19 protein-coding genes are annotated in these 21,452 nt (G+C 70.5%); 11 read left to right on the top strand and 8 right to left on the bottom strand.

Annotated features, from left to right (window positions below):
• The first annotated feature begins 23 nt into the window (after nt 1-23).
• The 5 genes from IFU40_RS00655 to IFU40_RS00635 all read left to right on the top strand — a co-directional run bounded on the left by IFU40_RS00655 (nt 24) and on the right by IFU40_RS00635 (nt 6,212).
• Nucleotides 24-593, top strand: a complete 570-nt coding sequence (locus tag IFU40_RS00655) for a nucleotidyltransferase family protein (RefSeq protein ID WP_191925030.1) — start codon at nt 24-26, stop codon at nt 591-593.
• Nucleotides 594-786: 193 nt separating this feature from the next.
• On the top strand, nt 787-1,908 hold the full coding sequence (gene chvE, locus IFU40_RS00650) for a multiple monosaccharide ABC transporter substrate-binding protein (protein WP_055831994.1): 1,122 nt from the start codon (nt 787-789) through the stop codon (nt 1,906-1,908).
• Between the two features lie 189 nt (nt 1,909-2,097).
• Nucleotides 2,098-3,627, top strand: coding sequence for a multiple monosaccharide ABC transporter ATP-binding protein (gene mmsA, locus IFU40_RS00645; protein ID WP_055831992.1), 1,530 nt, complete (start codon nt 2,098-2,100; stop codon nt 3,625-3,627).
• 5 nt (nt 3,628-3,632) lie between these two features.
• Nucleotides 3,633-4,853, top strand: coding sequence for a multiple monosaccharide ABC transporter permease (gene mmsB / locus IFU40_RS00640; protein ID WP_191925029.1), 1,221 nt, complete (start codon nt 3,633-3,635; stop codon nt 4,851-4,853).
• A gap of 147 nt (nt 4,854-5,000) precedes the next feature.
• On the top strand, nt 5,001-6,212 hold the full coding sequence (locus tag IFU40_RS00635) for an ROK family protein (protein WP_055831988.1): 1,212 nt from the start codon (nt 5,001-5,003) through the stop codon (nt 6,210-6,212).
• Nucleotides 6,213-6,281: 69 nt separating this feature from the next.
• Here the strand turns inward: IFU40_RS00635 and IFU40_RS00630 are convergent, their stop codons facing one another.
• Nucleotides 6,282-7,385, bottom strand: a complete 1,104-nt coding sequence (locus IFU40_RS00630; protein WP_191925028.1) for a glycosyltransferase — start codon at nt 7,383-7,385, stop codon at nt 6,282-6,284.
• 258 nt (nt 7,386-7,643) lie between these two features.
• Here IFU40_RS00630 and IFU40_RS00625 point away from each other — a divergent pair, with 258 nt between their 5' ends.
• Together IFU40_RS00625 and IFU40_RS00620 are read left to right on the top strand one after the other, a co-directional pair.
• A complete protein-coding gene (locus tag IFU40_RS00625) occupies nt 7,644-8,873 on the top strand; it encodes a glycosyltransferase (protein ID WP_191925027.1) in 1,230 nt (409 codons plus the stop codon).
• Entirely contained in the window at nt 8,870-9,865 is a 996-nt protein-coding gene (locus IFU40_RS00620; RefSeq protein WP_191925026.1) for a glycosyltransferase family 2 protein, read from the top strand. Before IFU40_RS00625 ends, IFU40_RS00620 begins: the two co-directional genes overlap by 4 nt.
• A 72-nt stretch (nt 9,866-9,937) precedes the next feature.
• On the opposite strand, the gene IFU40_RS00615 is transcribed toward IFU40_RS00620, so the two are convergent.
• On the bottom strand, nt 9,938-11,341 hold the full coding sequence (locus tag IFU40_RS00615; protein WP_191925025.1) for a hypothetical protein: 1,404 nt from the start codon (nt 11,339-11,341) through the stop codon (nt 9,938-9,940).
• A 176-nt stretch (nt 11,342-11,517) separates the two neighbouring features.
• On the opposite strand from IFU40_RS00615, the gene IFU40_RS00610 reads away from it, so the two are divergent.
• On the top strand, nt 11,518-12,978 hold the full coding sequence (locus IFU40_RS00610; RefSeq protein ID WP_191925024.1) for an oligosaccharide flippase family protein: 1,461 nt from the start codon (nt 11,518-11,520) through the stop codon (nt 12,976-12,978).
• A 19-nt stretch (nt 12,979-12,997) separates the two neighbouring features.
• Here the strand turns inward: IFU40_RS00610 and IFU40_RS00605 are convergent, their stop codons facing one another.
• The 6 genes from IFU40_RS00605 to purS all read right to left on the bottom strand — a co-directional run bounded on the left by IFU40_RS00605 (nt 12,998) and on the right by purS (nt 17,855).
• The gene (locus IFU40_RS00605) at nt 12,998-13,927 is read right to left on the bottom strand and encodes a 2-hydroxyacid dehydrogenase (RefSeq protein ID WP_342343449.1); all 930 of its coding nucleotides are present in this window, start codon (nt 13,925-13,927) and stop codon (nt 12,998-13,000) included.
• Entirely contained in the window at nt 13,924-15,390 is a 1,467-nt protein-coding gene (locus tag IFU40_RS00600) for an FAD-dependent oxidoreductase (protein ID WP_191925023.1), read from the bottom strand. Before IFU40_RS00600 ends, IFU40_RS00605 begins: the two co-directional genes overlap by 4 nt.
• Nucleotides 15,387-15,881 (bottom strand): ureidoglycolate lyase, encoded by a 495-nt coding sequence (locus IFU40_RS16700; RefSeq protein ID WP_070408722.1) that lies wholly within the window; start codon nt 15,879-15,881, stop codon nt 15,387-15,389. Before IFU40_RS16700 ends, IFU40_RS00600 begins: the two co-directional genes overlap by 4 nt.
• A 105-nt stretch (nt 15,882-15,986) precedes the next feature.
• Nucleotides 15,987-16,703, bottom strand: a complete 717-nt coding sequence (locus IFU40_RS16695; RefSeq protein ID WP_191925022.1) for a GntR family transcriptional regulator — start codon at nt 16,701-16,703, stop codon at nt 15,987-15,989.
• 199 nt (nt 16,704-16,902) lie between these two features.
• Nucleotides 16,903-17,610, bottom strand: coding sequence for a phosphoribosylformylglycinamidine synthase subunit PurQ (purQ, locus tag IFU40_RS00585; RefSeq protein ID WP_055831972.1), 708 nt, complete (start codon nt 17,608-17,610; stop codon nt 16,903-16,905).
• Nucleotides 17,607-17,855, bottom strand: coding sequence for a phosphoribosylformylglycinamidine synthase subunit PurS (purS, locus tag IFU40_RS00580; protein WP_022878640.1), 249 nt, complete (start codon nt 17,853-17,855; stop codon nt 17,607-17,609). Before purS ends, purQ begins: the two co-directional genes overlap by 4 nt.
• 281 nt (nt 17,856-18,136) lie before the next feature.
• On the opposite strand from purS, the gene IFU40_RS00575 reads away from it, so the two are divergent.
• The 3 genes from IFU40_RS00575 to IFU40_RS00565 are packed head-to-tail and all read left to right on the top strand — an operon-like array spanning nt 18,137 to nt 21,447.
• On the top strand, nt 18,137-19,414 hold the full coding sequence (locus tag IFU40_RS00575; protein ID WP_191925021.1) for an extracellular solute-binding protein: 1,278 nt from the start codon (nt 18,137-18,139) through the stop codon (nt 19,412-19,414).
• Between the two features lie 60 nt (nt 19,415-19,474).
• Nucleotides 19,475-20,551 carry an ABC transporter permease subunit gene (locus IFU40_RS00570; protein ID WP_191925020.1) on the top strand — a complete coding sequence of 359 codons (1,077 nt, stop codon included), beginning with the start codon at nt 19,475-19,477 and terminating at the stop codon, nt 20,549-20,551.
• Nucleotides 20,548-21,447: a carbohydrate ABC transporter permease gene (locus IFU40_RS00565; RefSeq protein WP_191925019.1), complete on the top strand. Its 900-nt coding sequence runs from the start codon at nt 20,548-20,550 to the stop codon at nt 21,445-21,447. The genes IFU40_RS00570 and IFU40_RS00565 overlap by 4 nt, the downstream gene beginning before the upstream one ends.
• The last annotated feature ends 5 nt before the right edge of the window (nt 21,448-21,452 follow it).

The following is a 21,452-nucleotide window of genomic DNA, read 5'->3' as shown; positions in this document are numbered from 1 at the left end:
GCGCACGCTACGCTGTCGTGACCATGCCCGCCGACCCCCTCGTGCCCCCGTGCGGACTCGTCCTCGCCGCGGGCGCCGGGCGCCGGTTCGGTGGTCCCAAGGCCCTCGCCCGCACCCCCGCCGGCGTCCCCTGGATCGCGCTCGCCGTGTGGGCTCTGCGCGCGGGCGGGTGCGGCGACGTCCTCGTCGTCCTGGGCGCGGCCGCCGACGAGGCGGCCCTCCTGGTGCCCGCCGAAGCGACGGTGGTGCGCGTCGCCGACTGGCAGACGGGGGTGGCCGCGTCGCTGCGCGCGGGCCTCGAGGCCGCGGCATCCGGACCCGCATCCGCCGTCGTCGTGCTGCCGGTCGACACCCCCGGCGTCGTCCCGGCCGCGATCGCCCGCCTCGTCCGGCGGGCGGCTCCCGATGCCCTCGCCCAGGCGGCGTACACCGGCGAGCCGGGGCATCCCGTGCTCATCGGGCGCGCGCACTGGGCGGCCGTGAGCGCGTCGGTGCGCGGCGATATCGGCGCGCGGCCGTATCTGATCGCCCAAGAGGCGGAGCTCGTCGAATGCGGCGATCTCTGGTCGGGCGCCGACCGCGACGAGCGCTGAGTCACGGTCTGATCACGGGCGGGGGCAATTTTGACGTGCCTATAGACAAATCCCCCCTCGATGGATAATTTTTCGGAGCCGTCATAATTCGACGGACCAGAGTGCCGGGACGACGACGTACCCGATCCGACGCCGGGGAGGGCGCGGGTGCGGACCACGAGGTCCCTGCTGTTCAGAGAGGAACGCAGATCACATGCTGAAGAAAATCCTGACCGGTGCGGCTATCGCCGCACTCGCCGTCGGTCTCGGAGCGTGCAGCTCCACCCGTCCGGCCGACGGAGGCGGCGACGCCGCCGGCGGTGGCTCGACCGAGTGCAACGTCGGCATCGCGATGCCGACCCGCAGCCTCGAGCGCTGGATCAACGACGGTGAGCAGCTGCAGAAGAAGCTCACCGACGCCGGGTGCACCGTCGACCTGCAGTACGCCGACAACAAGACCGACCAGCAGATCAGCCAGATCCAGAACCAGATCTCGGGGGGCGCGAAGATCCTCGTGATCGCCGCGATCGACGGCTCGACCCTCGGCCCGGTGCTGCAGGAGGCCAAGTCGCAGAACGCCACGGTCATCGCCTACGACCGCCTGATCAACGGCAGCGAGAACGTCGACTACTACGCCACCTTCGACAACTACAAGGTCGGCACCCTGCAGGGCCAGTACATCGAAGAGCAGCTGGGCCTGAAGGACGGCAAGGGCCCCTTCAACCTCGAGCCCTTCGCCGGCAGCCCCGACGACAACAACGCCAAGTTCTTCTTCGCCGGCGCGTGGGACGTCCTGCAGCCGTACGTCGAGAAGGGCCAGCTGGTCGTCCCCAGCGGCAAGTCGCCCGCCAACGACGACGCGTGGGCGTCGATCGGCATCCAGGGCTGGGCGTCCGACAAGGCGCAGTCCGAGATGGACAACCGCCTCTCGTCGTTCTACGGCGACGGCAAGAAGGTCAACGTGGTGCTCTCGCCCAACGACAGCCTCGCCATCGGTATCGAGGCGTCGCTGAAGTCGGCCGGCTACACCCCCGGTGCCGACTACCCGATCATCACGGGTCAGGATGCCGACAAGGCCAACGTCAAGGCGATCCTCGACGGCGCGCAGTCGATGACGGTCTGGAAGGACACCCGCGCCCTCGGCGACCGCGTGTTCACGATGGTGCAGGAGATCAAGGACGGCAAGACCGTCGAGGTCAACGACGAGAAGACCTACGACAACGGCAAGAAGGTCGTCCCGTCGTACCTGCTGACCCCCGAGGTCGTCGTCAAGGACGACGTGCAGACGAAGCTCATCGACTCGGGCTTCCTGAAGGCGTCCGACGTCGGACTCTGATCGATCCCGGACGGGGCGGGCTCGCCCGCCCCGTCCTCTTCTCGCGGCGGGGCGGCTCAGCCCGCCCCGCCGCTCGATCCTTCACCGCCCGGTGAAGGGCATTGGTCGCCTCCGGCGACGATCACACGAGTCGCTTCGGCGGCCCACTTTTGCGTCGCCCCCGGCGACGGTGAAGGGACGACACACACCATGACCGAACCGATCCTGCGCATGGCGGGGATCTCGAAGTCCTTCAACGGGGTTCCGGCTCTCGCCGACGTGTCGATCGACGTGCACCGCGGAGAGGTGCACGCCATCTGCGGCGAGAACGGCGCCGGCAAGTCCACCCTCATGAAGGTGCTCAGCGGGGTCTACCCGGCCGGCAGCTTCGAGGGGAGCATCACCCTCGAGGGTGAGCAGATGGCGTTCCGCTCGATCAACGACAGCGAGGCCGCGGGCATCGTCATCATCCACCAGGAGTTGGCGCTCAGCCCCTACCTCTCGATCGCCGAGAACATCTTCCTCGGCAACGAGAAGGCCCGCCGCGGCGTCATCGACTGGAACGCCACGAACACCGCGGCCGCGGAGCTGCTCAAGCGCGTGGGGCTGCGCGAGAACCCCGCCACCAAGATCTACGAGATCGGCGTCGGCAAGCAGCAGCTCGTCGAGATCGCCAAGGCCCTGGCCAAAGAGGTGAAGCTCCTCATCCTCGACGAGCCCACCGCCGCGCTGAACGACGACGACTCCGCCCACCTGCTCGATCTGATCGACCAGCTGCGCGACCAGGGCATCACCTGCATCATCATCAGCCACAAGCTGAAGGAGGTGCTGCGCATCTCGGACCGCATCACGATCATCCGCGACGGCCGCACCATCGAGACGATGCACCGCACCGACGCCGACACCGACGAGGGGCGCATCATCCGCGCCATGGTCGGCCGCGATCTGAACAGCCTGTTCCCGCCGCGCGAACCCGACATCGGCGAAGAACTCTTCCGCGTCGAGAACTGGACCGTGCACCACCCGGTCGACACCGAGCGCGTGGTCATCGACGACGCCTCTTTCATGGTGCGCGCGGGCGAGATCGTCGGTTTCGCGGGCCTCATGGGCGCCGGTCGCACCGAGCTCGCCATGAGCATCTTCGGCCGCATGTACGGCACGGGCATCTCGGGCGAGGTCTACAAGAACGGCCAGCAGATCGACGTGCGCACGGTCGACGCGGCCATCAAGCACGGCATCGCCTACGCCACCGAGGACCGCAAGAAGTACGGTCTCAACCTCATCGGCGACATCCAGGTCAACGTCTCGGCATCCGCCCTCTCGCGCCTCGCCCGCCTGGGCGTGGTCGACCGCTACCGCGAGTACAAGGTCGCCGATTCGTACCGCTACAAGATGAACATCAAGGCCCCCAGCGTCGCGGCGATCACCGGACGGCTGTCCGGCGGGAACCAGCAGAAGGTCGTGCTGTCGAAGTGGATGTTCACCGGTCCCGACGTGCTGATCCTCGACGAGCCGACCCGCGGCATCGACGTCGGGGCGAAGTACGAGATCTACGGCATCATCAACGAACTCGCGGCCCAGGGTAAGGCCGTCATCGTCATCTCGTCGGAGCTGCCCGAGGTCATCGGCCTCTCCGACCGCATCTACACGATCTCCGAGGGACGCATCACGGCAGAGGTCAGCCGCGACGACGCCACGCAGGAGACCCTCATGCGGCACATGACCGCCGGAAGGAACTGAAAGACATGGCCACCGCATCCACCCAGACGGTCGAGGCGCCCACGCAGCCGGGACCGCGCCGCCGCGGCATCCTGTCGCGCATCAACTTCCGGCAGTTCGGCATCCTCGCCGCCCTGGTCATCATCATCGTGCTGTTCCAGGTGTTGACCGGCGGCCGACTGCTCATGCCCGGAAACGTCAACAACCTCATCCAGCAGAACGCCTACGTGCTGATCCTCGCGATCGGCATGGTGATGGTGATCATCGCGGGGCACATCGACCTGTCGGTCGGCTCGGTGGTCGCCATGGTCGGAGCGATCGCGGCGATCTCGATGAACTCGTGGGGGCTGCCCTGGTGGGCCGCCGTCATCCTCTCGCTCGCGGTCGGCTCGGTCGTCGGGGCGTGGCAGGGCTTCTGGGTGGCGTTCGTCGGCATCCCGGCGTTCATCGTCACCCTGGCGGGCATGCTGTTGTTCCGAGGTCTCACCCTGGTGCTGCTCACCGGCGGCACGATCGCGGGTCTGCCCGACGGCTTCACCGCCATCGGTGCCGGCTGGCTGCCCCCGGTGCTCGGCTACGTCGGCAACTGGGACTCGCTGACCGTCGTGCTGGGTCTCGTCGCCGTCGTGGCGCTCATCGCCCAGCAGCTGCGCACCCGCGCGACGCTCCGTCGCCTCGAGCTGCCCCGCGAGGTCGCGTGGTCGTTCTGGCTGAAGAACCTCATCGCCGCGGTCGCGATCATGGCGATCGCCCTGACGCTCGCCACCTACAACGGCACGCCGATCGTTCTGATCATCCTCGCGGTGCTCGTCCTGGCGTACACGTTCGTGCTCAACCGCACGACCTTCGGCCGCCACGTGTACGCGATGGGCGGCAACCTGTTCGCCGCCGTGATGAGCGGTGTGAAGACGAAGTGGGTCAACTTCTTCATCTTCGTCAACATGGGCGTGCTCGCCGGTCTCGCGGCGGTCGTGAGCACCGCGCGCGCCGGCAGCGCCGTGGCGTCCGCCGGTCAGAACTACGAGCTGGATGCCATCGCCGCGGTCTTCATCGGTGGCGCCGCCGTCCAGGGCGGCATCGGCACCGTGGTCGGTGCGGTCGTCGGTGGACTGGTGATGGGCGTGCTGAACATGGGGCTGTCGATCCTCAGTGTCGACGCCGCCTGGCAGATGGCCATCAAGGGCATCGTGCTGCTGCTGGCCGTCGCGTTCGACATCTTCAACAAGCGGCGCAACGGCGGTGTCTGACCGGATGGGGAGCGTGGCCCCGGGGCCCGCTCCCCATCCGCGTCCCGGGGCCGCGGCGTCGGCCGTCGGCCCCGCCCCCGTCCTTCTCGACGGCTGCGCGTACCGTCCGTTCCTGCGCGATGGGATGATGGGGGAGGTGCCCCTCTCATGACCCCTGCCGTGTTCGAGCCCGCAACGCCGCTCGCACCCCCGGTCGGTCGTACCACCAACGACCTGATCCGCCAGCAGAACCTCGCGTCGGTGCTGTCGTTGCTCCATTCTCGGGGAGCGCTCTCACGCGCGCAGCTGGGCGCGACGACGGGACTCAACCGCTCCACCGTGACGGGCCTGGTCATGGAGCTCACCGAGCTGGGCCTCGTGCGCGAGGCGGCCAGCACCGAGCGCACCGGCAAGGTCGGGCGCCCGACCCTCGATCTCGAGCCCGAAGACCACGTCGCCGCCCTCAGCGTGCGGGCCGAACCCCACGCCGTCACCGTCGCCCTGGTCGGGCTGGGCGGGGTGGTGCACGCGCGCCTGCGCCACGACACGGCCAGTCCGCCGTCGCCGCGCCGGTTCGTGCAGATCGTCGCCTCGTCGGTCGAGGCCATGCGCGCCGACATCGATCGGCATTACCGGGTGGTGGGTGCGGGCCTCGCGGTGCCCGGACTCGTCAATGCCAACGGCTCGGTGCTCGTCTCGCCCACCCTGGGATGGAAACGCGACCCCGTGTCGGCCCGCCTGAGCGACGAACTCGGCATGCCGGTGGCCGCCGGCAACGACGCGAGCATCGGCGCTCTCGCCGAGTCGCGCTTCGGTGTCGGCGTCGGTGTCGGCAACCTGCTCTACCTGGGCGGGGCGATGCACAGCATCGGCGGCGGTCTCATCATCGACGGCACCCTTCTGCGCGGCACCTCGGGCTACGCCGGCGAGCTGGGGCACACCGTCGTCGACCCCCGTGGGCGCGCCTGCGTGTGCGGACGCCGGGGATGCCTCGAGGCCGAGGTGAGCCTCGATCTGCTCGAGCCCCTGCTGGGTCGGCGCAAGCTCGACGAAGACGAACTCGACGTCGAGCTGGGCGTGGCCCGCAACCCTCGCGTGATGGCGGAGGTGACGCGCCAGGTCGAGGTGCTCTCGATCGCGCTGACCAACTTCGTCAACGCCTTCAGCCCCGAGACGGTCGTTCTGTCGGGCTACCTCGGCGCCCTGCTCTCGGTCAGCCGCGAACGACTGGCCGATGCCGTGCGCGTGCATCCCCTGGGAGCCGAGGGGCGCACGATCCGCCTCGAACGGGCGCACCTGCGCTCGCGCCTCATGCTCGTCGGCCCCGCCGAGCTCGCCTTCGCCGACCTGCTGTCGAACCCCGGCGGTTTCCGCGGCTGAGGGCGGCGGGCTTCACGGTCCGGATGCCGTGACCCTGGACGCTCCCGCGGTCGCCACCGCCGTTCGGGCTCAGGACTCCAGGGCGTCGCGGTAGGCGTCGAGCGTGCGCGTCGCCATCCACCGCCACGAGAACATCTCGGCGCGCGCGACCCCGCGCTCCCGCAGCGTCTGTGCGAGCGCGGGGTCGGTGAGGACTCGGGCCACGGCGTCCCGCATCCCGGCGGTGCTCGCGGGGTCGAAGTAGATCGCGGCGTCGCCGTAGACCTCGGGCAGGCACGTCGCATCGCTGCTGACCACGGCGCACCCGTGGCGCATCGCCTCGAGCCCCGGTAGTCCGAACCCCTCGAAGAACGACGGGAACGCGTACACCGCCGCCGCCTCGTACAGCCCGCGCAACTGCGCGTCGGTGACGAGACCGGCGAAGTGCACGGCGCCCCGCTCCTGCTCGTCGAGTTCCCGGATCAGGCGCGCCCCGTCGTCGTCGATCTTTCCGGCGACGACGAGGCCGATGTCTTCGCCGGCGTCGCGCAGGTGCACGACCGCGCGGATGAGCCGTTTGAGGTTTTTGTACGGCTCCTGCCGGCCGACGTACAGCACAAAGCGCGGGAACGGCGTCTCGACCGGGGTCGCGGCATCCGCGATCACATCGGCCGCGGGCGAGGTGACGTACAGGCTCGACGCGCGCACGCGGGTGTGGGCGACGAGGTCGCGGCCCCCGTGCGCGCTGATGACGAGGTTCACGCGGGAGCGGTGCGCCGTGAACACGAACGCCCCCGCGCCGATGATGCGCTTCACCGCAGAGACGGCCCAGTGCTTCTTGCGGTTGCGCACCTTCAGCAGCGTCATGTCGAGGAAGGTCGTCACGCGGCGCGCGCCCAGGTAGAGCGGCTGCTGCGGCATCGCGAAGTGCACCAGATCGGGGCGGAGCGCCCGGAGCTCGCGCCCGAACGAGGTCTGCTCGCGCCACGAGAAGTACGGGGTCTCGGTGGCGACCTTCTCGAAGAGCGGACTGGTCGGCGTCCAGTCGTCGAACCGGTCGCGGGGGAGCACGATCGTGTAGCGGTGCGCGGTGTCGATCTGCTCGAGGTGCGCGATGAGGTTGCGCGTGTAGCGCCCGGTGGAGGTGAACATCGAACGGGCGTCGATCACGATGTGCGGCGGGGATGTGGGCACGGAGTCCTCTTCTCGGGCGGGGTCCGCCGCCGAGTATGACCGCCTCCGGCGCCGAGGCTCTCGGCGGTCGGCGCGAGCCGCGAGGAGGCGCTGGGGGTGAGGCGACGGGTGAGGTTCGCGTCCGGAGCCGCCCGTCGCCGCCACCGGCGGGGGATGCCGTCGAGCCGGTTGGTACGTTCCCCGGGACACCCGTCTCTCCCCGCGTCGCCCGTCCGGGCGCCCGAGGTCGCCCGTCGAGAGCGGGACCGGAGGAGAACCGTGCGGATCGTCAGTCTCATGGCCCACGTGCCGTACCCCGGCATCCCCCACGCGGGCGGACAGTACGTGCTGTCGCACCTCCGGGGCCTGCGCGCCCTCGGTCACGAGGTCACCGTGGTCGCGCCCGACTGGCGGGGCAACGACGAGGGAGCCCGGCGCCTGCGGGAGGCGATGGACGTCACGGTCCTGGTCTGCCCGCCGCGTTCCTCCGGCCGTCTCGCGGCGTGGCTCGACACGCAGCAGATCCGGCTGTTCCCCGTGCGGCCGCCGCTGCGGTTCCGGCGGGCGATCCTCCGCGCGGGCACCGTGCGAGACGCGGCGGCGCACGCCGACCTCGTCGAAGCGCACTGGAGCGAGATGGGATGGATCGCCCGGGCGCTTCCCACCGGCCCGCGCGCCCGTCGCGTGGTCGTGGCGCAGGACCTGATCGTCCAGACCTACGAGCGGATCTTCGCCACGACGCGTCGATGGACGGCGGCGCGGCTGCTCGGCCGGTGGCGAAACCAGAGCGTCGCGCGCGACGAGGGGCGGCTGTACCGCGACATGGATGCCGTGGTCGTCTTCAGCGGCAAGGACGCCGGCTACGCGCGGCGCCTGGGGGTCGCGGCCGACGACGTCGTGGTCCTGCGGCCGCCGTTCTCGCCGGACGGCGGCGAGGTGGCGACCGCCGACGGACCGCCGGCCGGGGTTCCGACGGTGCTGTTCGTGGGGGCGTTCTTCCGCGACGTCAACGTCGAGGCGGCCGACTGGCTGATCGACGAGATCATCCCGCGTGTGCGGGCGGCGCGGGCCGATGTGCGATTCGTGCTCGCGGGCGCGGGGCCTACGGCGCGCATGATCGCCGCGGCGCAGACCGACCCGCTGCTCGAGGTGACCGGCGAGGTCGAGTCGCTCGACCCGTCCTATCGGGCGGCCACGGCCGTCGTCGTCCCGCTGCGCATGGGCGCCGGGCTGAAGTTCAAGACCGTGGAGGCGTTGATGCGGGGAATCCCGGTGGTGTCCACGACCGTGGGCGCGGAAGGACTGGTCGGCGAGGGAGAGACGGGTGGTCTCGTGGTCGCCGACGACACCGAGGCGATCGCGCGCGCACTCCTCGCGATCCTCGCCGATCCTCGTCGGGCCTGGAGCGATGCCACCGCGACGAGGGAGTGGGCGCGATCGGTCTTCTCGGCCGAGACTTATCCGTCGCGACTCGAGGACGCCCTGTTCGGACGGGGGGACGAGCGATGACGTCGGCGGTCGTCATCCCGAACTGGAACGGCCGGGAGGATCTCGCCGCGTGCCTCGACTCGCTCGGGGCGCAGACCATGGCGGCGGAGGTGATCGTGGTCGAGAACGGCTCGACGGACGGATCGGTCGAGATGATCCGCTCGTCGTACCCCGGCGTCACCCTGCTCGTGCAGCCCGTGAACCTCGGCTTCGCCGGAGGCGTGAACGTCGGTCTGCGCTACGCCCTGCACCGGGGCCACGAGCACATCGCGCTGCTCAACAACGACGCCGTGGTCGAGAAGACCTGGCTCGCCGAGCTCGTCGCCGTCATGCGCAGCGGGGATGATCTCGGCATGGTGGCGAGCAAGTTCGTGACCCTCGACGGCCGCCGCATCGACAGCACCGGCGAGTGCTACTCGACCTGGGGCCTGCCCTACCCGCGGGGGCGCGACGAAGAGGACCTCGACGCGTACGACGACGCGGTCGACATCTTCGGGGGCAGCGGCGGATCGACCCTCTATCGCGCCGCGATGCTGCGCGACGTCGGACTGTTCGATGAGGACTTCTTCGCCTATTTCGAAGACATCGACCTCAGCTGGCGGGCGCAGCTGCGGGGATGGCGCGTGCAACTCGCGCCCCGGGCCGTCGCCTACCACCGGATCGGAGCGACGAGCGGCCGCATCCCGGGCTTCACCACCCACCAGACGCTCAAGAACCTCTTCTGGGTCATGACCAAGAACGTCCCCTCGCGTTTCCTGCCGGTGGTGTTCCCGCGCCTCGCGCTCTCGTACTCGTTCACGTTCGTGCGCGCCGTGCTGCGCGGGCAGGGGGGCACGGCCGTGAAGGCCGTCGGGATCGCCGCGGTCAAGATGCCCCGCAAGCTGCGCGAGCGTCGGGCGATCCAGCGGGGCCGACGCATCGACGACGCCGCCGTGGCGGCACTTTTCACCTGGGATCTGCCCCCGGCCTCGGCCAACCTGCGGCGGTTGCGCGCCGCGGTGCGGCGCTCCTGACGGCCCTGGTTTCGTTCCCGCGGGTCGTGTGATCAGCGGGCGGGGCGCTCGCCGAAGGACCGCGGGTCCCGCTTACGCCGTCCGGCGGGTGAGCATCGTGAAAGTGGGCGTTTCACCCGTCCGGTCACCCCTTCGGCGGGCGAGGGGCGACAGGTCCCGTGCCTGCACGGCGATCACGAACAGCGGCACCACCATCGCCGCGAACAGGGTGTCGGGCGCCTCGACGCGCCACGCCGTCTCGGTGATCGACACCGCCGTGAGCACGCAGAGGAACACGCTCGCCGCGACCTGGTCGCGGCGGGGAAGACGCTGGGCCGCGCGGGCGGCGGCGGCGAGGACGACGGCGAGAAGCGCGACGAGGACGATGCCGCCCGTGACGACGTACGTCACGAAGACGTTGTGGCCGTGGCTGGCGGCGCTGGAGAGAGCGGCCTTGAGCAGGTCGTAGTGGTCGACGTACCAGCTGTGGCCGAGCCCGACGAGCCACTGATCGCCCGACAGCTGCGACAGGTTGAACTGCCAGATCGCGCCGCGTTTCGTGAACGCCTCGGGGTCGGTCGTGATCAGGGGGAGGGCCACGACGACGACGACCAGGACGAGCAGCAGGGCGCCGAGCACGCGGCCGACGGTCCGGTTGCCCGCGCGGCCCAGCAGCATGCTCACCAGCAGCACCACGGCCCACACCGCGACCCCGAACAACGCCGTGCGCGACGCCGACCACAGGATGGCGACGAGGAGCACGGCGGCCGTCGTCCAGCGCAGATACCAGCGCGAGAAGAGGTGCGTCAGCGGCAGGGCGAGCACCAGGAACAGGCCGTAGCCGTTGGGGTGCCCGAAGAAGCCCGCCAACAGCGGGAGCCCGGTCAACGACTTCTCGGAGTTCACGTCGAACGTCTGCGGCATGTACATGAGGGCGGGGGCGCTGGACGTCAGCACCATCGAGACCACCGCCAACCCCGCGGCGGCGAGGGCGTACGCCCGCAGGTCCGACACACGCGGCTGGATCGCCCACAGGGTCACGGCGACGCCGATCGGCAGCAGCATCTGCTCGGTGACGGCTCCTCCCCGCGCGAACTCGTTGAACACGATCCACACCCACGGCAGGACGACGAGCACCAGGGGCGAGACGTCGTTCTGCACGAAGACGACGCGGAAGATCAGCACGAAGACGGCGGCGGCCGCGGGAAGCAGCAGGGCGATGTGCCCCGCGTCGACGACCGCCTGCGTGTACACGCTCGTCAGACCCTCGGCCGCCTGCGTGCGGCTCATCGTCAGCGTCTGCGCGATGGTGCCGCCGATCGAGGCCGCCCACAGCATCAGCAGCAGGCCGAACGCGACGACGCGGGCCGCGGTGCTGCGCGCCGGTGCCGCGAGCGGCGCGGTCGCCAGACGCTGTCGTCGCGCTGCGCGCCGTGTGCCCGGCTCGGACTCCGGGCGTACCGAGAGGTCGGACGCGGCGACGGCGGGGGAGGTCATCCGCACAGGCTAGGTGCGCGAGAGCGGTGCTCCATCGCGGCGGGGACCGGGGTGCAACGGGCGACCGACCGGGTGAAAACGAGCCCCCGAGGGGCGGCGGAGAGGTGAGCAGCGCGCGGCCGAAAATAGTCTGCTCGAGCGCGGCTCCCGCGGCGCACCCGAGGAGGACGACAGACGTGACGCCCGAACGATCTTCGGGCGCACGGGCCCGGGGTGCGACCCTGCTCCTGTCGACGCAATGGCTGCGGTACGTCCTGCAGATCGCCAACATCGTCGTGCTGGCACGCCTGATCGGGCCGGCGGATTTCGGCGTGGTCAGCCTGGGACTGGCGATCGTCGGCATCGCGTCGGTGCTCGGCGACTTCGGGCTCAGCCTCGCCGCCCTGCGCGAGAAGTCGCTGAGCCAGGCGCAGAAGAGCAACCTGTTCTGGATCAACACCGGCATCGGGGCCGTTCTGGCGCTGCTGGTGGCGGCCGTCGCCGTTCCGATCGGCGCCGCGTTCGGCGACGGTCGCCTGGTCGGGGTCGTGCTCATCGCGGCACCCGCCTACCTCCTCCGTGCCGCGGCGGTCCAGTTCCTGGTCGAGCTGAATCGCCGGGAGAGGTTCTCGCGCCTGGCCGCGTCGGAAGTGGGAGGGGATGCCGCGGGCATCGTCGCCGCGATCCTGCTCGCGCTGCTCGGCTCGGGTTATCTGGCTCTCGCCGTGCAGGGCACGGTGGCGGCCGTCGTGTCCCTCGGGTGGGCCGTCGCCGCGGCGGGCTGGCGTCCCGGACTCCCGCGTCGCGTCGAGATGGGGTCGCTGCTCACCTTCGGCCTGTCGACGCTCGCCACCCACGCGGCGCACTACGTCACGACGAACGTCGACACGATCGTCATGGGGGCCTGGTACCCGTCGGCGATCGTCGGGTTCTACTCGCGGGCGTACCAGCTGGTGATGCTGCCGCTGCTGCAGGTCGCCGCCCCGCTGACGCGCGTGGTGCTGCCGCGATTGGCGCACGTCGCCGACAGCCTTCCCGCCCTCAACGAGGCGCTGGCGCGCGCGCAGCGGCTCGTCAGTCACGTGCTGCTCGCCGTCACGGGCCTGCTCGTGGTGTGCGGTGCGCCGTTGATCGACGTGGTGCTGGGCGTCGACTGGCTCCCCGCGATGCAGTTCCTTCCGATCCTCGCCGTGGGCACGGTCTTCCAGACCACGGCGTACGCCTACTACTGGGGGTTCGCCGCTCTGGGACGCTCCGGGGCTCTCTTCCTGTCGGAGATCGTCGGGCGCGTGCCGATGGTGCTCCTCATCGTGCTGCTGGCGCCCCTGGCTCCCGCGGGGATCGCCTGGGGGGTGGTCGTGGGCCAGGTGCTCATCTGGGCGTCGGGAACCTTCGTGTTCGCCCCCCGCGCGGGCCTCGAGGTCGGGGTCCTCGTGCGCGCGTCCCTCGTGCCCCTGGCGGTGAGCGGCGGGGCGACCCTCGTCGCGTGGGGCCTGGACCTCGCGGTCTTCGGGCCGTGGCCCGCTCTGCTCCGCCTGGTCTGCCTGGCAGCGGCGTGGCTCGTGGCAGCGGCGGCGATCATGGCGGTGGGGGGCCGCGGCGACGCCCGCCTCATCGCGCAGACCCTCCGGTCGATGCGTCCGCGCCGCTCCGCCTGATGCCCGACGGCGGCGGCTCTCAGCCGCCGATGACGACGTTCAGCGGTTCCTCGCCGGCGCGGAGGCGCTCGATCTGACGGCGCACGAGTCGCGCGATGCGCGGGCGCATGGCATCCGTGGCTCCTCCGACGTGCGGGGCGATGAGCACGCCGTCGAGGCCCCAGAGCGGGTGATCCGCGGGAAGGGGCTCGGGGTCGGTCACGTCGAGCGCCGCGCGGAGGCGCCCGCGACGCACGTGGTCGACGAGCGCGTCGGTGTCGATGAGGGGACCGCGGCCGACGTTGACGACGAGGGCGCCGTCGGGCAGGGCCGACAGGGCGGCGTCGTTGAGGATGTGGCGGGTGCGGTCGCCGCCGGGGAGTGAGGCGATGAGGATGTCGGTCTCGGCGAGCACGTCGTCGAGCTTTCCGAGGGGGAAGACCTCGACGTCGTCCTGCAGCCGGCCGTGCGAGGCGACCGCGCGCAGCTCGACCTCGAAGGGCTTGAGGCGCGCGGCAATGGCGCGGCCGACCCCGCCGAATCCGAGGAGCGTGACGCGCTGGTCGGCGAGACCGGTCGCGCCGCCGCCGATCCACTCCGCGCGGTCCTGGGCGCGCACGAACTCCGGCAGACGCCGCTGCGCGGCCAGGGCCAGCGTCACGGCGAGCTCTGCGGTCGCGGTCTCGTGCACGCTGGAGGCGTTCGCGAAGGCGAGGCCCTTCGGCAGGCGTCCCTCGACGTTGTCGTAGCCGATCGACTGGCCCTGCACGAGACCGACCTCGACGCTCGACAACGCCTCGATGACGCCGTCCATCGACATGTACGGGGGCACGACCAGGTCGAACCGCTCACGGGGAGCGGGCCCCGTCATGTCCCACAGCACGAGCTCGACGCCCTCGGGCAGGGGCTGCAGATCGTCGCGCAGCTGTTCGGTGGGCACGGACACGATCAGGGGGGTCTCGGTCGTCACCCCCTCGACGCTACCGCCGTCGGCGCCTCGGCGGCGGCGGGTTGCGCGCGTCGGCCGATCTGCACGCCCACGGGAACGTCGTACGCGAGGTACTCGGCCAGCAGGCTCGCGGAGTCGCGCGCGAACAGGCGGCGGGAGAGCGCGGCGGCCAGCTTCGTCGCCCCGCCCACGAGGCCGGGGATCTGGTGGCTCAGCATGCCCTGGCTGATCCGCGCACCGTGGTTGAACATGTGGATGCGCGACAGCGCCTCCCCGCCCGCGCGGTCGACGAGCCCGAAGTCGTCGTCGAGGTAGGGGAACGCGGCGAGCCCCGGGTTCTGCGCCGCGGCCTCGGGGGTGAGTCGCTCGCTCCAGAGCACGGCGTCGGCGGCCACTCTCGCCAGCTCGGGTCGTCGGGCGAGGTCCGAGGCGATGCCGGTCGCGGCCAGGACGACGTCGTAGTGGTGGATGCCGTGCGGCGTCGTCACCGCGATGTCGCTGCCCGTCCACTCCACGCCCTGCCACGGCGACGAGGTGAGGAAGCGGAACGTGTCGAAGGCGTGCGCGCGCCACAGGGCGTTCTGCGTGGCGGGCTGGTCGACGGCCGACAGGTGCACGTTGAACGCCCATTTCTGCGCGTCGGTGAAGGTGCCGTAGTTCTCGATGAGTCCGGCGAACTCCATCCAGCGGTACGGGCTGACCTGTGGCATCGCGGCGCGGCGCATGTGCACGTCGACGAGGGCGGCTCCGTGCTCGAGGGCGGTGGCGGCGTTGTCGAACGCCCCCGTGCCGGCACCCAGGATGCCGATGCGCAGGCCCGCGAGGGCGGCGAAGTCGATGTCGTCGTGCGTGTGCCGCACCCGATCCGCGGGAAGGTCGTGCAGCAGCGACGGGATGGACCGCCCGCCGGCTCCCTCGATTCCGGTGGCGAGCACGACGTGGTGGGCCGAAAGCGTCCAGGTCCCGTCGGGGCCCTCGAGCGCGAGGTCGAGCGGACCGTCGGTGGGGGTGATCGCCGTGACGTGGGTGGCGGGCACCACGGTGATCGCCGAGACCTCGCGGTACCACTGCAGGAATCCCTGCCACGCCGTGGTGGGGAAGTACTCGATCTGCTCCCACGCCGCCGTGCCGTATACGGCTTCGAACCACGCGCGGGGGCTCACCGCGGGGGTGCCCCACGTCGGCCAGGCGATGTCTTTGGGGGTGCGCAGGGTGTGCATGCGCGCGTAGGTGGTCCAGGGGCCCGCAGCGCCCGCGGGGGCGGCGTCGAGGACCACCACGTCGTCGATCCCGCGGCGCCGCAGGCCCCGCGCGAGCACGAGCCCGGCTTGACCGGCTCCCACGATCACGACGGGGCGCACTCCGTCGCGCGCGCCCACCCAGGGCCGCCCGTCGCCGGCGCTCAGGGCGGACTGGTGCGCCGCCTCGCGTTCGAGGCGCGCGAGACGCGCGGGGGCGTCGGGAAGCGGGGTGAGCACCGTCACTCCGCGTCGATCACGACGCGCACGCCGAAGGCGTCGTCGAGCCGGTGGTTGTGGTGGTCGGTGACGTTGGTGTCGTCGAGCTCGAGGTTGACGAAGTCCATGCTCGGGTCGGCGAAGAACGGTCCCGCGTGCCAGGTGCCCTTGCGCATCGTGATGGCCGTGCGCGGCGGAATGCGGAACGCCCGCAGGTCGTCGAGCGCGGGGGCGTCGAGGCCGGGGGCGGCGACGGCGATCGTCCACTCCACATCGCCGACGGCCATGAGCGTCTGCGTCGTCTCGAGGTGACGGGTGACGCGCACGAACTCGGGCGACTTGTCGTCGAGGTGCATGAGGTAGAAGCGGGGGATGCCGTTCGACACGTCGAGCACGGCTTCCTCGGCGGTGAAGGGCGTGCCGTCTTCCATCGGGGTCAGCACGACGCCGTAGGGCTCGAAGCCCGCGGGGGTGATGGTCTCGGCGGTGAGGTGGTGGGTGGAGAGGGTGTCGGACACGGGGGCTCGCTTTCGTCGGGTAGCCCGACAGTACGCTTGTCCAACAAGCTCATGAGCTACTTGTCCAACAACTTCACCGCTCGTTTACGCGGCAGAAACGCGCGTTCAGGAGCGGACGCGACGGATCAGTGCGTTGCGCAGGCCCGCCGGCGCCGGCAGCTGCACCTCGCGCGACCAGTACCCGATGGCGTCGTCGACCCCGTACCCGCAGTAGGTCATCTCGATGGCCGGGGTGCCGGCATCCGTCGACAAGATCGCGGCGCGCTCGGCATCGAGGGCGATCGCGTCGATCCACAGGGTCTCCCACGCGACCCGGATGCCGTTGGCCGCCTCGGCCAGCTCGAACACCGGCCGGTGCGGGTCGAGATCGACCTCGCGCGAGAGTGGCACGAGGTCTTCGGCCAGTGCATAGGGGGCGGCGTCGACGCGCCACATCTTCACCGTGCGCAGGACCCCGGTGCCGTCGGGCAGCTCGTCGTACCGCGCCGGATCGCCCGCGGAGAGGGTGAGTCGATCGGATGCCACGAGCTCGAGCGTCGGCTCGTACCCCGCCGCGCGGATCGACAGCGAGTGGTCGAACTGCTGGTCGATGCGCCGGCCGACACCGGGGAGCCGCCGGTTCGGCGACGTGCGGGCGCCCTGCGTGCGGTGCACGTAGCCGCGCTCCTCGAGGCGGATGAGCGCCTCGCGCACCGAGTTGCGGCTCGCGCCGGTGAGCTCGGCCAGGCGCGGTTCGGAGGGCAGGGTCTCGGCATCCGCTCGCCACAGGTGCAGGATGCGGTCGATCAGTGCGTCCTGGTCGGGCGCGCGCTTCTCGGTCACGCCCTCACGCTATCGCGGGGGCGCGCCGATGCCCGCCGCGGGCGGGCCTGCGCGCTGCGGTGAGGTGCGGAGCGCGGTGACCAGCGGAGGGCGAGGGGCCGCGGGAGGACGCTGGGCGGCGCAAGGCCCTCCGCTCGTCCCGGGCCCTCCGCACGTCACGGCCGAGGCGGGCATCCGGGACCCGACGGCCCGCCGGGTGTCAGGCTGCGGCGCCCACCACGGCGGCGATGGCCGAGGTGAAGAAGCCGAGTCCGTCGACGCCCGAACGCATCGCGACGTCGGTGCCGGGGCCGAAGCCGGGCTCCACCGCGTGCTCGGGGTGCGGCATGAGGCCCACGACGTTGCCGCGCTCGTTGGTGAGGCCGGCGATGTCGTCGAGCGAGCCGTTGGGGTTCACGCCCACGTAGCGGAAGGCCACCAGGCCCTCGCCGTTCACGCGCGCCAGGGTCTCGGCGTCGGCGATGTAGCCGCCGTCGGCGTTCTTCAGCGGGATGACGATCTCGTCGCCCTCGGTGAAGTCGCTGGTCCACGCGGTCGAGGCGTTCTCGACGCGCAGGCGCTGGTCGCGGCGGATGAACTGCTGGTGGGCGTTGCGGATGAGGCCGCCGGGCAGCAGATGCGCCTCGACGAGCATCTGGAAGCCGTTGCAGATGCCGAGCACCGGCATGCCCTTGGCCGCGGCGTCTTTGACCTCGGCCATGATCGGCGCGAAGGCGGCGATGGCCCCGGCGCGCAGATAGTCGCCGTAGGAGAAGCCGCCGGGCAGCACGAGGGCGTCGACGCCCCGCAGGTCGTGCTCGCCGTGCCAGAGGGCGACGGGCTCGCCGCCCGCGAGGCGGATGGCGCGCTGCGCGTCGCGATCGTCGAGCGAGCCGGGGAACGTGATGACCCCGATGCGAGCCGTCACTCGACGACCTCGATGTTCACGACGTCTTCGATGACCGCGTTCGAGAGCATCTCGTCGGCCAGCTCGCGGGCGCGGGCGAGGGTGGCCTCGTCGACCTCTCCCTCGACGGTGAGTTCGAAGCGCTTTCCGATGCGCACGTCCGAGAAGCGGTTCTCGCCGAGCCGCGACAGGGCGCCGGCGACGGCCTTCCCCTGCGGGTCGAGAAGCTCGGCCTTGGGCATGACGTCGACGACGATGGTGGGCACTGCAGCTCCAGAAGTCGGGTGGCGTTGTGGATGCCAGTCTACGACGCTCGGCTCGGCATCCCCGCCTCGCGCGGAGCGACCGCGCGCGCGGGGATCGCACCGGGTGGACCGAGCTCGGGGTCGTCGGCTCCCGGCCGGACCGCAACGAATTTGGGAGCGCTCCCTTGACGTCGTGGGAGCGATCCCATATCGTCGACCTCGATCGGTTGAGAGCGCTCCCACGTGAGGTTGCGGGGGAACACCAGCGCTACCGGTCAGCACCCACCACAAAGGAGTGATCTGTGAATTCTCGTGCCCTGCGCCGGACCGCGCTCATCGCCGCCGTCGCCTCCACCTCCGCCCTCGTGCTCGCCGGTTGCTCCGGTGGCGGGGGAACCGCCGCGGGCGGTGGTGACGAAGAGGTGACCCTCACCGTCGCCACGTTCAACGACTTCGGCTACACCGACGAGCTGCTCAACGCCTACACGGCCGAGCACCCGAACGTGAAGATCGTGCACAACCGCGCGGCGAAGTCGAACGACGCCCGCGCCAACTACTTCCAGAAGCTCGGCAAGTCGGGCCTGGCGGACATCGAAGCCATCGAGGTCGACTGGCTGCCCGAGGTCATGAAGTACTCCGACCTGCTGGCACCCGTTCCCCAGGACCTGCAGAGCCGCTGGCTGGACTGGAAGGTCAAGGCCGCCACCGATGCCTCGGGCAACCTGATCGGGTACGGCACCGACATCGGCCCCGAGGCGATCTGCTACCGCGCCGACCTGTTCGAAGCGGCCGGGCTCCCCTCCGACCCGGCCGAGGTGGCCGCCGCCCTCGAGGGCGACTGGTCGACCTACTTCGAGATGGGCGACAAGTACGTCGCCGCCACCGGCAAGCCGTTCTTCGACTCGGCCGGCAGCGTGTACCAGGGCATGATCAACCAGGTCGAAGCGGCCTACGAGGACCCCGACTCGGGCGAGATCACCGCCACCACCAACCCCGACGTCAAGAAGATCTACGGCATGACCCTCGACGCCGCCAAGACGCAGTCGGCGCACTTCGAGCAGTGGTCGACCGACTGGTACGCCGGCATGGCGAACGGCGCCTTCGCGACGCTGTCCTGCCCCGGCTGGATGCTGACGCAGATCGAGGGCAACGCCCCCGAGGTGGCGGGCTGGAAGATCGCCGACACGTTCCCCAACGGCGGCGGAAACTGGGGCGGGTCGTACCTGACCGTTCCCGGCAACGGTGCCCACGTCGCCGAGGCGCAGGCCCTCGCCGACTGGCTGACCTCGCCCGAGCAGCAGGTGAAGTTTTTCCAGCAGGCGGGCACCTTCCCGAGCCAGGTCGACGCGCTGAAGGCGCCCGAGCTGCTCGCGAGCACCAACGCCTACTTCGGTGACGCCCCCATCGGCGAGATCTTCACGAAGCGCGCCGAGGCGGTCAGCGTGACGCCGTTCAAGGGCGAGTACTACTTCCAGGTCAACGACGCGATGCAGAAGGCGCTGACCCGCGTCGAGAGCAACACGCAGGACGCACAGACCTCGTGGGACCAGTGGGTCTCGCAGGTGGACGCCATCGGCTGATCTCGCCTCGATCACGGGCCGGACGCTGCGCGTCCGGCCCGTGCTCCCGGAAGGAACCTCGTGACCACGACACTGCAGCCCCCCGTGACCCCCGCGGCCTCCGCCGCCGACGGTCCCCCCGCCCGTTCCCCCCGACGTGTCGGCTTCGGCTCGAAGCTCAGCGCGTGGGACCTCAAGCTCTCGCCCTACCTCTACATCTCGCCCTTCTTCCTGCTCTTCATCGTCACGGGCCTCTTCCCGATCCTGTACACGGGCGTCATCTCGTTCATGGACTGGGACCAGATCCGCGGCTCGGGGACGTTCGTCGGCTTCGACCAGTACGCCTACGTGCTCTCGCAGCCCGCCTTCTGGGACGCCCTGCGCAACACCTTCAGCATCTTCGTGCTCTCGACCGTTCCGCAGCTGCTGCTCGCGGTGTTCATCGCGGCGATGCTCGATCAGAACATCCGGGCGAAGACCCTGTGGCGCATGGGCGTGCTCGTGCCGTACGTCATGGCCCCCGTGGCCGTGGCGCTGATCTTCAGCAACATGTTCGGCGACCAGTACGGCATCATCAACACCCTGCTCGGCCGGATCGGCCTGCCCGGGGTCGGGTGGCACTCCGACGCGTTCGCCAGCCACATCGCCATCGCCACGATGGTCAACTTCCGCTGGACCGGGTACAACACCCTCATCCTGCTGGCCGCCATGCAGGCGGTGCCGCGCGAGTACTACGAGGCGGCGACCGTGGACGGGGCCGGCAAGATCCGCCAGTTCGTCTCGATCACGCTGCCGAGCCTCAAGCCCACCCTGATCTTCGTCATCATCACCTCGACGATCGGTGGCCTGCAGATCTTCGACGAGCCGCGCATGTTCGACCAGTCGGGCACCGGTGGCTCCGACAACCAGTGGCTGACCATCTCGCTGTACCTCTACAACCTCGGGTGGGGCGAGTGGAACTTCGGCCGCGCGGCGGCACTGGCGTGGATCCTCTTCCTCATCATCCTCGCGATCGGTGCGGTCAACCTCTTCATCAGTCGCTCCCTCGTGCGCGACGAGGGCTCGCGCGACGGTCTCAGCCGCGCGCAGCGTCGCGTCGGCGCCCGTGCCGCGAAGCAGCGGCTCGCCGAATCGACCGGAAAGGTCGCCCGCTCATGAGCGTCATCGACACCAGCCCCGTCACCGGGGCAGCCGATCCGAAGCCCGCGCGCCGGCGCCCGCGCGCCGTCCGCGGCTCCCGGCCCGGGTGGTTCGTCTACACCAGCCTCGGCGTCGTGCTGCTCGCCGCCCTCGTGCCCTACTACTGGGCTCTCCTGATCGGTTCGGGCGACTCGGCGACCATCCGCAACCCCGAGCTGTCGTGGATCCCGGGCGGCAACTTCTTCGTCAACGCCGCCGCGGTGCTCGGCAACCCCGCCGTCAACTTCTGGGCGGGGCTGTGGAACTCCATCTTCAGCTCGGCCGTGATCGCGGCATCCGTCGTCTTCTTCTCGACGCTCGCGGGCTGGGCGTTCGCGAAGCTGAAGTTCCGCGGCGGCCCCTGGCTGCTGTTGTTCGTCGTGGCGACGATGGCCGTTCCCACGCAGCTCGGCGTCGTGCCGCTGTACATCCTCTTCAGCGAGATGGGATGGACGGGCCAGATCGGCGCGATCATCGTGCCCGCGCTGACGAGTGCGTTCGGGGTGTTCTGGATGACGCAGTACCTGCGCCAGGCCGTGCCCGACGAACTCATCGAGGCCGCCCGCGTCGACGGCGCGAGCTCGTTCCGCACCTTCCTCACCGTGGGGGTACCGGCCGCACGGCCCGCCGCCGCGATGCTCGCGCTGTTCACCTTCGTCACCGCGTGGAACAACTTCTTCTGGCCGTTCATCGTGCTCGACCGTCAGAACCCCACGCTGCCGGTGGCCCTGTCGCTGCTGCAGTCCAACTACTTCGTCGACTACTCCATCGTGCTTGCGGGAGTGCTGTTGTCGACGATCCCGCTGTTGCTGCTGTTCGTCTTCGCCGGCAAGCAGCTCGTGAGTGGCATCATGCAAGGGGCGGTGAAGGGATGACCCTC

The sequence above is a fragment of the Microbacterium sp. CFBP 13617 genome, from assembly GCF_014839445.1.
In the GTDB taxonomy this organism is placed as follows: Bacteria; Actinomycetota; Actinomycetes; order Actinomycetales; family Microbacteriaceae; genus Microbacterium.
The sequence above is the reverse complement of the archived record's forward strand: the minus strand, read 5'-3'. Positions and strand labels throughout refer to the sequence as shown.

Excerpts from the sequence above, each read along its gene's own strand:
- IFU40_RS00655 (WP_191925030.1), top strand. The coding sequence starts at position 24 with ATGCCCGCCGACCCCCTCGTGCCCCCGTGCGGACTCGTCCTCGCCGCG.
- chvE (WP_055831994.1), top strand. The coding sequence starts at position 787 with ATGCTGAAGAAAATCCTGACCGGTGCGGCTATCGCCGCACTCGCCGTC.
- mmsA (WP_055831992.1), top strand. The coding sequence starts at position 2,098 with ATGACCGAACCGATCCTGCGCATGGCGGGGATCTCGAAGTCCTTCAAC.
- mmsB (WP_191925029.1), top strand. The coding sequence starts at position 3,633 with ATGGCCACCGCATCCACCCAGACGGTCGAGGCGCCCACGCAGCCGGGA.
- IFU40_RS00635 (WP_055831988.1), top strand. The coding sequence starts at position 5,001 with ATGACCCCTGCCGTGTTCGAGCCCGCAACGCCGCTCGCACCCCCGGTC.
- IFU40_RS00620 (WP_191925026.1), top strand. The coding sequence starts at position 8,870 with ATGACGTCGGCGGTCGTCATCCCGAACTGGAACGGCCGGGAGGATCTC.
- IFU40_RS00615 (WP_191925025.1), bottom strand. The coding sequence starts at position 11,341 with ATGACCTCCCCCGCCGTCGCCGCGTCCGACCTCTCGGTACGCCCGGAG.
- IFU40_RS00565 (WP_191925019.1), top strand. The coding sequence starts at position 20,548 with ATGAGCGTCATCGACACCAGCCCCGTCACCGGGGCAGCCGATCCGAAG.